Source organism: Pseudomonas sp. MB-090624 (assembly GCF_003205245.1).
Taxonomy (GTDB): Bacteria; Pseudomonadota; Gammaproteobacteria; order Pseudomonadales; family Pseudomonadaceae; genus Aquipseudomonas; species Aquipseudomonas juntendi.
This window is the reverse complement of the sequence record NZ_QJRK01000084.1, coordinates 1-13,101: the sequence shown is the minus strand read 5'-3', so window position 1 is coordinate 13,101 and position 13,101 is coordinate 1. Positions and strand designations below refer to the sequence as shown.

The 13,101-nt window shown below is 65.5% G+C and carries 16 protein-coding genes and 1 riboswitch; of the genes, 14 read left to right on the top strand and 2 right to left on the bottom strand.

Translation table 11 applies throughout. From position 1 onward, the window contains the following. On the bottom strand, positions 1-353 hold a 353-nt coding region (locus DMX12_RS29645), incomplete at its 3' end, for a hypothetical protein (protein WP_218277993.1). A 166-nt stretch (positions 354-519) separates the two neighbouring features. After that, positions 520-1,098: a hypothetical protein gene (locus DMX12_RS28285; RefSeq protein ID WP_110680040.1), complete on the bottom strand. Its 579-nt coding sequence runs from the start codon at positions 1,096-1,098 to the stop codon at positions 520-522. A gap of 155 nt (positions 1,099-1,253) precedes the next feature. After that, a riboswitch (cobalamin riboswitch) is annotated at positions 1,254-1,472 on the top strand. Positions 1,473-1,592: 120 nt separating this feature from the next. Here DMX12_RS28285 and cobO point away from each other — a divergent pair. The 14 genes from cobO to DMX12_RS28220 all read left to right on the top strand — a co-directional run bounded on the left by cobO (position 1,593) and on the right by DMX12_RS28220 (position 12,882). Next, positions 1,593-2,204 (top strand): cob(I)yrinic acid a,c-diamide adenosyltransferase, encoded by a 612-nt coding sequence (gene cobO, locus DMX12_RS28280; protein ID WP_054889940.1) that lies wholly within the window; start codon positions 1,593-1,595, stop codon positions 2,202-2,204. Further along, positions 2,201-3,496 carry a cobyrinate a,c-diamide synthase gene (locus tag DMX12_RS28275; RefSeq protein WP_110680039.1) on the top strand — a complete coding sequence of 432 codons (1,296 nt, stop codon included), beginning with the start codon at positions 2,201-2,203 and terminating at the stop codon, positions 3,494-3,496. The genes cobO and DMX12_RS28275 overlap by 4 nt, the downstream gene beginning before the upstream one ends. After that, complete coding sequence (gene bluB / locus DMX12_RS28270) at positions 3,493-4,143, top strand: 5,6-dimethylbenzimidazole synthase (RefSeq protein ID WP_110680038.1); 651 nt, start codon at positions 3,493-3,495, stop codon at positions 4,141-4,143. The genes DMX12_RS28275 and bluB overlap by 4 nt, the downstream gene beginning before the upstream one ends. Then, positions 4,140-5,048, top strand: a complete 909-nt coding sequence (cbiB, locus tag DMX12_RS28265) for an adenosylcobinamide-phosphate synthase CbiB (protein WP_110680037.1) — start codon at positions 4,140-4,142, stop codon at positions 5,046-5,048. Before bluB ends, cbiB begins: the two co-directional genes overlap by 4 nt. Further along, positions 5,041-6,033, top strand: a complete 993-nt coding sequence (gene cobD / locus DMX12_RS28260) for a threonine-phosphate decarboxylase CobD (RefSeq protein ID WP_110680036.1) — start codon at positions 5,041-5,043, stop codon at positions 6,031-6,033. Before cbiB ends, cobD begins: the two co-directional genes overlap by 8 nt. Continuing rightward, complete coding sequence (locus tag DMX12_RS28255; protein WP_110680035.1) at positions 6,030-7,484, top strand: cobyric acid synthase; 1,455 nt, start codon at positions 6,030-6,032, stop codon at positions 7,482-7,484. The genes cobD and DMX12_RS28255 overlap by 4 nt, the downstream gene beginning before the upstream one ends. A 1-nt stretch (position 7,485) precedes the next feature. After that, positions 7,486-8,007 (top strand): bifunctional adenosylcobinamide kinase/adenosylcobinamide-phosphate guanylyltransferase, encoded by a 522-nt coding sequence (cobU, locus tag DMX12_RS28250; protein ID WP_110680034.1) that lies wholly within the window; start codon positions 7,486-7,488, stop codon positions 8,005-8,007. Positions 8,008-8,068: 61 nt separating this feature from the next. Beyond that, on the top strand, positions 8,069-9,124 hold the full coding sequence (gene cobT / locus DMX12_RS28245; RefSeq protein WP_110680033.1) for a nicotinate-nucleotide--dimethylbenzimidazole phosphoribosyltransferase: 1,056 nt from the start codon (positions 8,069-8,071) through the stop codon (positions 9,122-9,124). Beyond that, positions 9,121-9,687 (top strand): histidine phosphatase family protein, encoded by a 567-nt coding sequence (locus tag DMX12_RS28240; RefSeq protein ID WP_110680032.1) that lies wholly within the window; start codon positions 9,121-9,123, stop codon positions 9,685-9,687. The genes cobT and DMX12_RS28240 overlap by 4 nt, the downstream gene beginning before the upstream one ends. 1 nt (position 9,688) lies before the next feature. Next, positions 9,689-10,417 (top strand): adenosylcobinamide-GDP ribazoletransferase, encoded by a 729-nt coding sequence (locus DMX12_RS28235; RefSeq protein ID WP_110680031.1) that lies wholly within the window; start codon positions 9,689-9,691, stop codon positions 10,415-10,417. Between the two features lie 82 nt (positions 10,418-10,499). Then, positions 10,500-10,904 carry a MarR family winged helix-turn-helix transcriptional regulator gene (locus DMX12_RS28230; protein WP_009686204.1) on the top strand — a complete coding sequence of 135 codons (405 nt, stop codon included), beginning with the start codon at positions 10,500-10,502 and terminating at the stop codon, positions 10,902-10,904. Between the two features lie 62 nt (positions 10,905-10,966). After that, positions 10,967-12,169, top strand: a complete 1,203-nt coding sequence (locus tag DMX12_RS28225) for an MFS transporter (RefSeq protein ID WP_029887568.1) — start codon at positions 10,967-10,969, stop codon at positions 12,167-12,169. Continuing rightward, a complete protein-coding gene (locus DMX12_RS30140) occupies positions 12,166-12,288 on the top strand; it encodes a hypothetical protein (protein ID WP_009686206.1) in 123 nt (40 codons plus the stop codon). Before DMX12_RS28225 ends, DMX12_RS30140 begins: the two co-directional genes overlap by 4 nt. Before the next feature lie 45 nt (positions 12,289-12,333). Next, positions 12,334-12,882, top strand: a complete 549-nt coding sequence (locus tag DMX12_RS28220; RefSeq protein WP_110680030.1) for a glutathione peroxidase — start codon at positions 12,334-12,336, stop codon at positions 12,880-12,882. The last annotated feature ends 219 nt before the right edge of the window (positions 12,883-13,101 follow it).

Below are 13,101 nucleotides of genomic sequence, written 5' to 3'. Positions count from 1 at the left end.
CCGGGAGTACGCGCTGCAGGCCCCATCCCTGGGGCCTCAGCGCTTGACGGGCATCCATGCCCGTCACCTCCCTCCGCATGCCCTCCGCTCGGCCTCCTGAAGTCGCGAAGATCAAGATCAAGATCAAGATCAAGATCAAGATCAAGATCAAGATCAAGATCAAGATCAAGATCAAGATCAAGATCAAGATCAAGATCAAGATCAAGATCAAGATCAACAGCCAGATCAAAAGCTGGGCGGGGTTTGGTTGCGTGGTGCGAAACCCACGCAAGCGCAGTTGTTGCTTCTGCTTTTTGCTTTTGCTTCTTAGCGCGCGGTAGTTCAGGCGCTGCAGATTGCGACTTCAGGAGCATGCCCGTAGCGAGGGGACCCCGGAGCGAAGCGTAGGGGCCGGATGACGGGAGCGGGCGGCTTTGGTTACTTTGGCCAAGACCAAAGTAACCCGCCGTAAGGGCGGAAAAGTGACTCGGCGCCGCCTACGCGAACGAATACCTATGCGGTTTCAACGCCCACGTTGTTTCAAGCCTGCTTCAGCAACAACGCCACCCCCGGAAAGTACTGCCCCAGCTCGTTATGCAACTTGCGGTACGCATACGGGAAGTACCAGGCCACCGCGCACGCGCTGTGTTTCTGCAAGTCGTCGACCATGTCCTGCAACTCTTCAGGGCTGGCGTGCGGGCCAGCCTTCCATGGGCTGATGAACAAAGCCCCCGCCTTCAACTGGCTGGGGTAGGCCACCTGCCGGGCGCGCACGGCGGTTTCCTGCAATGCAGCTGCCATGTCCAGCTTCGCCAGCCTTGGCCACCGCTGACCCACGCTCAGGTACAGCACTTGGTCAGCACTGCTGATCGACAGATCGCAGCGCCCCTCATGGTCACCTTCATCACGCTGCTTCTTGCCGGCAAACTGCTGTAACGCCGCCAGCTCAGCCTCCCACGCCGAGGCTGCCAGCACCCCGGCATTGGCAGCCGCGCCGTGCCAGTAAGGTGCCTCGCCATCGCCGTAAAACTGGTTGCAGCGGTCAATGCAGTCGACCCAGCGTTCCAGCACCGGGCCGAGGAACTCCAGGTTCGGGTTGTTGATGAGATGGCCTCGCATGCTGCACTCTCCTTTTGTCATTGTAGTGGCGTACAGTCGAGCATGATGGCTATGTGCTATCAGTGTGGCACAGCCTGGAGAATTGGCCAGCGTCGCCGCTTTGCAAGTACGCACTCCCTGCCCACTCCGATTGACGCTCCCGGTACAACCCTCTAACCTTCGCGCGTGTTTCAGGTGCCCTGCCAGCCCCGACTGGGCAGGGTGAAACTGGGAAGCCGGTGGGCGCCAGCATGGCGCGAGTCCGGCGCTGCCCCCGCAACGGTAGGTGAGTCGCGGCCGCGCAGGGCCACTGGGTGTTTACCCGGGAAGGCGCGCAGGCCAGGGCCAAGGCCCCCTCACAAGCCCGGAGACCGGCCTGATATCTGCCAACGGCATCACGGAGGGTGATGCGCGGTGCACCGTGGCCCCTTGCCATGGCCCCTGCGCGTTCTCCGTCTGCCTGCCTACTCTTTATTGCCGCGCGTTGCCGTGGTGACAGCCAGCGGAGAACCCTGATGAGCGAACCCACCGAACGCGACGAACGCCACTTGGCGCGCATGCAGCGCAAGAAGGCAGTCATCGACGAACGTATCGCCAACTCCCCCAACGAATGCGGCCTGCTGCTGGTGCTGACTGGCAATGGCAAAGGCAAGAGCAGCTCGGCCTTCGGCATGCTTGCGCGGGCCTTGGGCCATGGCATGCAGTGTGGTGTGGTGCAGTTCATCAAAGGCCGCAACAGCACCGGTGAAGAGCTGTTCTTCCGCCGCTTCCCCGAGCAGGTGCGCTACCACGTGATGGGCGAAGGCTTCACCTGGGAAACCCAGGACCGCCAGCGCGACATCGCCGCGGCCGAAGCCGCCTGGGCGGTGTCCCGTCAGCTGCTGCAGGACCCCAGCGTGCAGTTCGTGGTGCTGGACGAGCTGAACATCGCCCTCAAGCACGGCTACCTCGACCTTGACCAGGTCCTGTCCGACATCCAGGCCCGGCCGCCGATGCAGCATGTGATCGTCACTGGCCGCGGGGCCAAGCCTGAAATGGTCGAGCTGGCCGACACCGTGACCGAGATGGGCATGCTCAAGCATGCCTTCCAGGCCGGCATCCGCGCACAGAAAGGCGTAGAGCTGTGAGCCAGGCGCGCCACTGCCCAGCCGTGCTGATCGCGGCTCCCGCCTCCGGCCAGGGCAAGACCACCGTCACCGCCGCACTGGCCCGCCTGCACCGTAACCGCGGGCGCAAGGTGCGGGTGTTCAAGTGCGGGCCGGACTTTCTTGACCCCATGATTCTGGAGCGGGCCAGTGGCGCGCCGGTGTACCAGCTGGACCTGTGGATGATCGGCGCGGAGGAAAGCCGCCGGCTGTTGTGGGAAGCGGCAGGGGAGGCCGACCTGATCCTGATCGAAGGGGTGATGGGGTTGTTCGATGGCACCCCCTCCAGTGCCGACCTGGCACGCCATTTCGGTGTGCCGGTGCTGGCCGTGATCGACGGCACGGCCATGGCCCAGACCTTCGGCGCGCTGGCCCTGGGCCTGGCGCGCTACCAGGCCGACCTGCCGTTTGCCGGGGTGCTGGCCAACCGGGTCGGCAGCCTGCGCCACGCACAGCTGCTGGAAGGCAGCCTGACTGAAGGCTTGCGCTGGTATGGCGGGTTGTCCCGCGAGCGTGGCATCGAATTGCCCAGCCGGCACCTGGGCCTGGTCCAGGCCAGTGAACTGAACGATCTCGATGCCCGCCTGGACGCCGCCGCCGAAGCATTGGGGGCCAGTTGCGATGCGGCGCTGCCGCCACCGGTGTGCTTTGCCGAGCCGGCAGTACACGCCTGCGCAGCCTCGCTGGCCGGTGTGCGTATCGGCGTGGCGCGCGACGAGGCTTTTGCCTTCACCTACGGTGCCAACCTCGACCTGCTGCGCAGCCTGGGGGCCCAACTGGCGTTCTTCTCGCCGCTGCACGACCGCGAACTGCCGGCGGTAGACAGCCTGTACCTGCCAGGTGGCTACCCCGAATTGCACCATCACGGGCTGGCGGCGAACGCGCCGATGTGCGCAGCGATCCGCGCCCACCATGCACAGGGCAAGCCGCTGCTGGCCGAATGTGGCGGCATGCTGTACCTGCTCGAGGCGTTGACCGACGTGGCCGGCGAGCGCGCCGAACTGCTCGGCCTGCTGCCGGGTGAGGCGACAATGCAGAAGCGCTTGGCGGCCCTGGCCTTGCAGGCAGTGGAGTTGCCGGAAGGTACCTTGCGCGGGCACACCTACCACCATTCCCTGACCACGACCGGGCTGGACCCGATTGCCCGCGGCCTGAGCCCCAACGGCGGCCGCGGCAATGAAGCGGTGTACCGGGTCGGGCGGCTGACCGCCTCCTATGTGCATTTCTATTTCCCGTCCAACCCGCCTGCGGCGGCGGCACTGTTACGGCCATGAGCGAACACGCCTTCAGCGCCGCCGAGCGCGCTGCCATCTACCGGGCCATCGGCGAGCGCCGCGATATGCGCCATTTCGCGGCTGGGGACGTGGCGCCGGCTGTGCTGGCTCGCCTGCTGGCCGCTGCCCACCAGGCGCCGAGCGTCGGGCTCATGCAGCCCTGGCGTTTCATTCGTATCACCCGGCGTGAACTGCGCGGGCAGATCCAGGCCTTGGTCGAGGCGGAGCGGGTGCGCACTGCCCAGGCCCTGGGCGAACGCTCCGACGCGTTCATGAAACTGAAGGTGGAAGGCATCAACGACTGTGCCGAGGTGCTGGTGGCGGCCTTGATGGACAACCGCGAGCCGCACATCTTCGGTCGCCGCACCCTCCCTGAAATGGACCTGGCGTCACTGGCCTGTGCCATTCAGAACCTGTGGCTGGCAGCACGTGGCGAAGGCCTGGGCATGGGCTGGGTGTCGCTGTTCGACCCGCAGGCCCTGGCGGACCTGCTGGGTATGCCGGCGGGGGCCAAACCGGTGGCAGTGCTGTGCCTGGGGCCGGTTACGGCGTTCTACCCGGCACCCATGCTGGTCCAGGAAAACTGGGCTCAGCAGCGGCCCTTGAGTGAAATGCTGTTCGAAAACCAATGGGGAGAGTGCCAATGAGCGTGGCTATGCTGACCGTGGCTGGCGTGGCCTTGGACGCGTTGCTGGGCGAGCCGCAGCGCCGCCACCCACTGGTGGCTTTCGGCAACATGGCCAATCACCTGGAGCGGCGCCTGAATGCCGGAGGCCGCGGTTGGCGCAGCCACGGTGTCAGCGCCTGGTTTCTGGCCGTGGTGCCGCTGACCCTGGTGGCGTTGGTGCTGTCCTGGCTGCCCTGCATTGGCTGGCTGGTCGATGTGCTGGCGTTGTACTGCGCATTGGGGCTGCGCAGCCTGGGCGAACATGTGCTGCCAGTGGCTCAGGCGTTGCGCCAGGGCGACCTGGACGAAGCGCGGCGCCGGGTAGGTTTTCTGGTCAGCCGTGAAACCCGCGAGCTGGACGCGCCTGCGGTAGCGCGGGCAGCCACCGAGTCGGTGCTGGAAAATGGCAGCGACGCTGTATTCGCTGCACTGTTCTGGTTCGTGGTGGCCGGGGCGCCGGGTGTGGTGTTGTACCGCCTGAGCAATACCCTCGATGCCATGTGGGGTTACCGCAATGCGCGTTTCGAGCGCTTTGGCTGGTGCGCAGCGCGCATCGACGACGTGCTCAACTATATTCCCGCCAGGCTGGTGGTGCTGACTTATGCGCTGCTCGGCAAAACCCGTGTGGCCCTGGCCTGCTGGCGCAAGCAGGGCCCCTTGTGGGACAGCCCCAACGCCGGCCCGGTCATGGCGGCCGGTGCAGGTGCGCTAGGTGTCGAACTCGGCGGCCCGGCGGTGTACCACGGCGAGCTGCACGAGCGGCCACGCCTGGGCGAGGGGCCGGCGGCCGATGCCGACGCCATCGAGCGTGGCTGGAACCTGGTGCAGCGCGGCGTATGGCTGTGGTTGCTGGTGATTTGCCTGGGGGCCTACCTGGATGCTTGAACACGGCGGTCGCCTGCTGCGTGCAGTGCACCAATACGGGATTGCCCGTGAGCACTGGCTGGACCTGTCCAGCGGCATTGCGCCGTGGGCGTTTCCCATTCCGCCCATTCCCGTTGAAGCCTGGGCCCGCTTGCCGGAAACCGAGGACGGCCTGGAAGCGGCCGCGCGCCGCTATTACGGCGCCAGCCAGGTATTGCCAGTCGCTGGCTCGCAGGCCGCGATCCAGGCCTTACCGCTGCTGCGTGCCAGGGGACGGGTCGGGGTGCTGGGCCCATGCTATGCCGAGCACCCCCATGCCTGGCAAAGGGCGGGGCACCAGCTGCTCGAGCTGGACGAAACACAGGTCGAGGCCGCACTCGACGGCCTCGACGTGCTGGTGCTGGTCAACCCCAACAACCCCACAGGGCGCCGCGTGCCCCGTGAGCAGTTGCTGGCCTGGCACGCCCGGCTGGCTGCGCGCGGTGCCTGGCTGCTGGTGGATGAAGCCTTCATGGACAATACCCCCGCAGACAGCGTGGTGGATTGCAGCGCACGCCCTGATCTGATCGTATTGCGCTCGTTCGGTAAGTTCTTCGGCCTGGCCGGCGTGCGCCTCGGTTTCGTGGCGGCCGAGCACAGCCTGCTGTTGCGCCTGGCCGAGTTGCTTGGCCCGTGGACCGTCAACGGCCCGACCCGGGTGTTGGCCCAAGTCAGCCTGGCTGACCAGGCCGCGCAGCGTGCCCAAACCGAACGCTGTGCCGCCGCCAGCCAGCGACTGGCGGCAATGCTGCACAGCGCAGGCCTGACGCCCACCGGCGGCTGTGACCTGTTCCAGTATGTACGCAGCCCAGGCGCAGCCCACCTGCACGACTTTCTCGCCCGTCGCGGCATTCTGGTGCGGCTGTTCGAGCAGCCTGCCGCAGTACGCCTGGGGCTGCCCGCCAGCCTGGCAGATGAGCAACGCCTGGCCCAGGCCCTGGCGGCCTACCAAAAGGAAACGGCATGACCACCCTCATGGTGCAAGGCACCACCTCCGACGCCGGCAAAAGCACGCTGGTAACTGCATTGTGCCGCTGGCTGTTGCGCCAGGGTGTGGGTGTGGTGCCGTTCAAACCGCAGAACATGGCGCTGAACAGTGCCGTAACCGCCGATGGCGGTGAAATTGGCCGCGCCCAGGCGGTGCAGGCCCAAGCGTGCCGGCTGGCGCCGCACACCGACATGAACCCGGTATTGCTCAAGCCCAACAGTGATACCGGCGCCCAGGTGATCATCCATGGGCGTGCCGTCACCAGCATGAACGCGGTGGCCTACCACGACTACAAAGCTGTCGCCATGCAGGCAGTGCTGGCCTCGCACCAGCGCCTGAGCGCTGCCTGGCCGGTGGTCATGGTCGAGGGCGCGGGGTCGCCGGCAGAAATCAACCTGCGCGCGGGCGACATCGCCAACATGGGCTTTGCCGAAGCGGTCGACTGCCCGGTGATCCTGGTCGCGGACATCAACCGTGGTGGCGTGTTCGCCCACCTGGTGGGCACGCTGGAACTGCTGTCGCCCAGTGAGCAGGCGCGAGTGCAGGGCTTTGTGATCAACCGCTTCCGTGGCGACATCGCGCTGCTGCAACCAGGGCTGGACTGGCTGGAGGCACGCACCGGCAAGCCGGTGCTGGGCGTGTTGCCCTACGTCACCGACCTGCACCTTGAAGCCGAAGATGGCATCGACATGCGCCAGGGCCGCAAGCAGGACCGCGTGCTCAAGGTGATCGTGCCGGTGCTGCCGCGTATCAGCAACCACACCGACTTCGACCCTTTGCGCCTGCATCCGCAGGTAGACCTGCAATTTATCGGCCCTGGCCAGCCGATTCCGGCTGCCGACCTGATCATCCTGCCTGGCTCGAAAAGCGTCCGCGGCGATCTGGCACAGCTGCGCGAGCGCGGTTGGGACAAGGCGATCGAACGCCACCTGCGCTATGGCGGCAAACTGATCGGAATTTGTGGCGGCCTGCAGATGCTCGGCCATGAAGTGCATGACCCGCTGGGGCTCGAAGGGGTTGCCGGTTCAAGCCGCGGTTTGGGCCTGTTCGACTACGCCACCGTGCTCGAAGCCCATAAGCAGTTGCGTAATGTCACCGGCACGCTGAACCTCGAGGCTGCAGCGGTGAGCGGTTATGAGATCCACGCGGGTGTCACCCGCGGCCCGGCCCTGGCGCAGCCTGCCGTGCAGTTGGCCGATGGCCGCAGCGACGGCGCCATCAGCGACGACGGGCAGGTGCTGGCCACGTACCTGCATGGTCTGTTCGAAGGCAGCCATTCATGTGCCGCCCTGCTGCGCTGGGCGGGCCTGGACGATGTGCAGGTCATCGATTACGAAGCCCTGCGTGAACGTGACATCGAGCGCCTGGCCGACCTGGTGGACGCGCACCTGAACACCACCTTGTTGCGCCAACTGTGTGGGGTGGTCTGACATGCGCAGCCTGATCCTCGGCGGTGCCCGTTCGGGCAAAAGCCGCCTGGCCGAGCAATGGGCCACTGCCAGCGGCCTGCCCGTGACCTACATTGCCACCAGCCAGCCGCTGGACGGTGAAATGAACGAGCGGGTAGCGCTGCACCGGCAACGACGCCCTGCCGCCTGGGGTTTGATCGAAGAGCCCCTGGCGTTGGCGGCGGTATTGCGCGCAGAAGCGGCCGTGGGGCGTTGCCTGCTGGTGGATTGCCTGACGCTGTGGCTGACCAACCTGCTGATGCTGGAGGATGACCAACGCCTGGCCCAAGAGCGTGATGCGCTGCTCGATTGCCTGGAGCAACTGCCTGGCACGGTTATCCTGGTCAGTAACGAAACCGGCCTGGGGGTGGTGCCCATGGGCGAGCTGACCCGGCGTTATGTCGACCTGGCCGGCTGGATGCATCAGGCGGTGGCCGAGCGCTGTCAACGCGTGGTGTTGACGGTTGCCGGGTTGCCATTGGTGCTCAAGGGCGCCGCGCCATGACCCAGCCATGCACCGTGCAACCCCCACTACCCATTGTCCAACCCTGAACAGGCTTCCCCCGATGATCCAACCCTGGTGGCAAACCCCCTGCCAACCCCTCGACAACGCCGCCATGGACCAGGCCCGCGCGCGTCAGCAGCAACTGACCAAACCTGCCGGCTCGCTTGGCCAGCTGGAAGGCCTGGCCATTCAGCTGGCCGGTTTGCAGGGGCAGGAACGCCCCGTGCTGGACCAGCTGGCCATCACCATTTTTGCTGGTGACCACGGTGTGGTCGAGGAAGGCATCTCGGCCTATCCGCAGGCGGTAACCGGGCAGATGCTGTGCAATTTCGTCGGCGGTGGCGCGGCAATCAGTGTGCTGGCGCGGCAACTGCACGCCAGCCTGGAGGTGGTCGATCTCGGCACCGTCGACCTACAGCTGGAACTGCCCGGCGTGCGCCATTTGCGCCTGGGGGCCGGTACCGCGAACTTTGCCCGCCAGCCGGCGATGACCGAAGACCAGCTGCTGGCAGCCCTGCAGGCTGGCCGCGACAGCGCCTTGCGCGCGGCCGAACAGCGTGCGCAGTTGTTCATCGGTGGTGAGATGGGCATCGGCAACACGACTGCCGCGGCTGCCGTGGCCAGCGCCTTGCTGGGCTGCCCGGCGGCACAGCTGAGCGGGCCTGGCACCGGCCTGGACAACGCGGGTGTGCGGCACAAGGCGCAGGTCATCGAACAGGCGTTGCGCCTGCATGGCCTGCGGGCTGACGCGCCGTTGCAGGCATTGGGGTGCGTTGGCGGGTTCGAGATCGCAGCCCTGGTCGGCGCCTATATCGGCTGCGCGCAGTCGGGTATCGCAGTACTGGTCGATGGCTTCATCTGCAGCGTCGCCGCGCTGGTGGCGGTGCGCCTGAACCCGCAGTGCCGGGCCTGGCTGCTGTTCGCTCACGAAGGTGCCGAGCCTGGGCACAAGGCCCTGCTCGCGGCGCTGCAGGCCGAGCCGTTGCTGGCCCTGGGCCTGCGCCTGGGGGAGGGCAGTGGCGCCGCATTGGCGGTACCGCTGTTACGCCTGGCGTGTGCGCTGCATGGGCAAATGGCGACCTTTGCCGAAGCCGCTGTGGCGGACCGCCCGGCATGATCCTCGACCTGCTGCGCCACGGCGAAACCGAGCAGGGCGGGCTGCGTGGCAGCCTGGATGACGCGCTGACCGACCAAGGCTGGGCCCAGATGCGCAGTGCCGTGGCCGGTGCCGGCCCGTGGCAGGTGTTGGTCAGCTCGCCGCTGCAGCGCTGTGCGCGGTTTGCCGATGAGCTGGGTGCGCACCTGAATTTGCCGGTGTGCCGGGTGCCTGCCCTGCAAGAACTGCACTTTGGTGACTGGGAAGGCCGCAGCGCCGCACAGATCATGCAAGACCAGGCCGATGCGCTGGGGCAGTTCTGGGCAGACCCCTACGCCTTCACGCCGCCTAACGGCGAGCCGGTGCACGCCTTTGCGTCACGGGTGCTGGCGGCGGTCGAGGGGTTGTACCAGCAGCACGCCGGCAAGCGTGTGCTGCTGGTCACCCATGGTGGGGTGATGCGCCTGCTGCTGGCGCGTGCTCGCGGCTTGCCCAGGCACCAACTGTTGCAGGTCGAGGTCGGGCATGGTGCCTTGGTCCGCTTGTTGGTGAGTGAGGGCGGGCTATTGGTCGAGGAAGGTTGAGATGCTGCCGTTGCCGTTCTGGATTGCCTTGCAGTTTCTCAGCAGCTTGCCGGTGAGCCTGCCGGGCATGCCCGCCGCCCGTGAGGTGGGCCGTTCGCTGCTCTATTACCCGCTGGTCGGGCTGCTGTTCGGGTTGCTGTTGTGGCTGGCAAGCCACCTGCTGCAATGCACGCCGGCGCCGCTGCACGCGGCGTTGCTGTTGGCACTGTGGGTGTTGCTCAGCGGGGCCTTGCACCTGGATGGGCTGGCCGACAGTGCGGACGCCTGGCTGGGCGGCTTTGGCGACCGCGAGCGCACGTTGCGGATCATGAAAGACCCACGCAGCGGGCCAATGGCCGTGGTAACCCTGGTACTGGTGCTGTTGCTGAAGTTCTGTGCCCTTTGGGTGCTGGTCGAGCAGGGCGTCACTGCCCACCTGCTGCTGGCGCCGCTGCTGGGGCGGGCGGCGATGCTGGGTTTGTTTCTTTGCACCCCTTACGTGCGCCCAGGTGGCCTGGGGCAGGCATTGGCGGAGCATCTGCCACGGCGCGCCGCGGGCTGGGTACTGCTGGGTTGTGCGCTGTTTTGCCTGTGGCTGGGCGGGTGGAGCGTGGTGCTGGCGCTGGCGGTATTTGCCTGGCTGCGGCAGCTCATGTGCCGTCGCCTGGGTGGCACAACGGGCGATACGGCCGGGGCGCTGCTGGAGCTGCTTGAGCTGGCGGTGGTGCTTGGCATGGCGCTGGGGCTTTGAGCATGGTGCCACTCCAGCGGCGCTTCGCCCGGCACCATGAAATTTCTTGCAACAGGCAACACGCGGGTATATACACGTATCCATGCTGACCAGTGAATGCCTTTGTATCCATTTGCGCCGTGCTGCCCGTGGGGTGACCCGGCATTACGACGAAGCCCTTGCCGGCTTCGGGGTGAATGTCGCCCAGTTTTCGCTGTTACGGCACCTGCAGCGCCTTGAGCGTCCCAGCATCACAACCCTGGCCGAGGCCATGGGGCTGGAGCGCAGTACGTTGGGCCGTAACCTGCGTGTGTTGCAGGCAGAGGGCTTGGTAGCCCTGGCCGAGGGCGATGACCAGCGTAACCGTGAGGTGTTGCTGACTGCAGCCGGCAAGCAGTTGCTGCAAGCTGCCCACCCTGCCTGGGAGCAGGCGCAAGCCGATTTGGTGGAACGCCTGGGGGGCGGGCAGCGTGATCAACTGGTGCGCCTGCTGAACCAGCTGGCCTGAAATGATACGACCATAAGCGGGTATATACCCGTAAACCTTGCGATGTGCTGGAGATAACGATAATGACTTCGGTGTGGCGAACCAGCGGATGGGTATTGGTGGGGGCAGCGTTGATTCTGGCGTTGTCATTGGGTGTACGGCACGGTTTCGGCCTGTTCCTGGCGCCCATGAGCGCCGATTTTGGCTGGGGTCGTGAGGTGTTTGCCTTCGCCATTGCCTTGCAGAACCTGATCTGGGGGCTGGCGCAACCCTTTGCCGGCGCTTTGGCCGACCGCCTGGGCGCGGCCCGGGTGGTGATCATCGGCGGTATTCTTTATGCCGTGGGGTTGGTCCTGATGGGCACGGCCGACTCGGCCTGGTCGTTGTCGCTGAGTGCGGGCTTGCTGATTGGTATTGGCCTCTCCGGCACTTCGTTTTCGGTGATCCTCGGTGTGGTCGGGCGGGCTGTGCCGGCCGACAAGCGCAGCATGGCCATGGGCATCGCCAGCGCCGCAGGTTCGTTCGGCCAGTTCGCCATGTTGCCGGGCACCCTGGGCCTCATCCAGTGGCTGGGTTGGTCGGCGGCCCTGTTGGTATTGGGGCTGCTAGTGGCATTCATCGTGCCTTTTGTGGGCCTGCTGCGCGACCGCCCATTGCCCAGCCATGGTGCCGAGCAGACGCTGGGCCAGGCGTTGCGTGAGGCGTGTTCGCATCCTGGGTTCTGGCTCCTGGCGTTGGGCTTCTTCGTCTGTGGTTTCCAGGTGGTGTTCATCGGCGTGCACCTGCCGGCCTACCTGGTTGACCAGCATCTGCCCGCGAGTACCGGTACCACGGTGCTGGCGCTGGTTGGGCTGTTCAATATTGTCGGCACCTTCACGGCTGGCTGGCTGGGTGGGCGCATGTCCAAACCGCGCTTGCTGACCGGGCTTTACCTGCTGCGGGCGGTGGTGATCGTGCTGTTCCTGTGGGCGCCGGTGACTCAGTTCAGTGCCTACCTGTTCGGTATCGCCATGGGGCTGCTGTGGTTGTCTACCGTGCCGCTGACCAATGGCACCGTGGCGACGGTGTTCGGGGTGCGCAACCTTTCCATGCTGGGCGGTATCGTGTTCCTGTTCCACCAGCTGGGTGCGTTCCTGGGGGGCTGGCTGGGTGGGGTGGTGTACGACCGCACGGGCAGCTATGACCTGGTGTGGCAGATCTCCATCCTGCTCAGCGTGTTGGCTGCCGCCCTGAACTGGCCGGTACGCGAACGCCCGGTCGCCCGCTTGCAGGCGCAGGCAGCATGAGCCGCCATTGGGGTCGCGGGCTGCTGGCGGTTGCCGGGTTATTGCTGCTGGCGCTGGTGTGGTGGGGTTGGCACCGCGGGGGCTTGGCATTGATGCAGTTGGGCATGAGCGTCTGTTAGGCGCTACCCTGCAAGCTCAAGGCTTGGATTGCGGGAGCAACAGACATGCGTATACAGGGGTTGACGGTGACGGTGCTGGGCTTGCTGGCCAGTGCGTCGAGCTGGGCGGCCGATTGTCCTGCGTTGTTGCAGGGCAGCTTGCCGGAATTGCGGGGCAAGGGGCAGATCGAGCTGTGCGAGCGGTTTGCCGGTAAGCCTCTGGTGGTGGTGAACACCGCCAGTTACTGTGGTTTTGCGCCGCAGTTCGAGGGGCTTGAAGCTACGTACAAGGCGTATCACGAACAAGGCCTGGAGATGTTGGGTGTACCGTCCAATGACTTCAAGCAGGAAGACGCCGATAGCGAGAAGACGGCCAAGGTGTGCTATGCCAACTACGGTGTGACGTTCACCATGACCAAGGCTCAGCCGGTTCGGGGCAAGGATGCGATTCCGTTGTTCGTTGAATTGGCCAACCAGAGCAGTGCGCCGAAGTGGAATTTCTACAAATATGTGGTTGATCGCAAGGGCAAGGTGATTGGTAATTTTTCCAGCCTGACCAAGCCGGATGATCCGGCGTTCCGGGCGGCTATCGAGAAGGCTATTGCGTCGCAGTGATGGAGGGTTATTGCGTAGCTTGAAAGCTTGAAAGCTTTTTGGCGCTGGTTTTGGTGGCGCGAAAACTCCAGCTGCGATAGCGATGCATAGTTACCTTTTCGCCCTTACGGCGAGTCACTTTTTGTCAAACGCGACAAAAAGTAACCAAAAAACGCTGCGCTCCCGTCATCCGGCCCCTGCGCTGCGCTCCGGGGTTCCCTCGCTACGGGCATGCTCCCG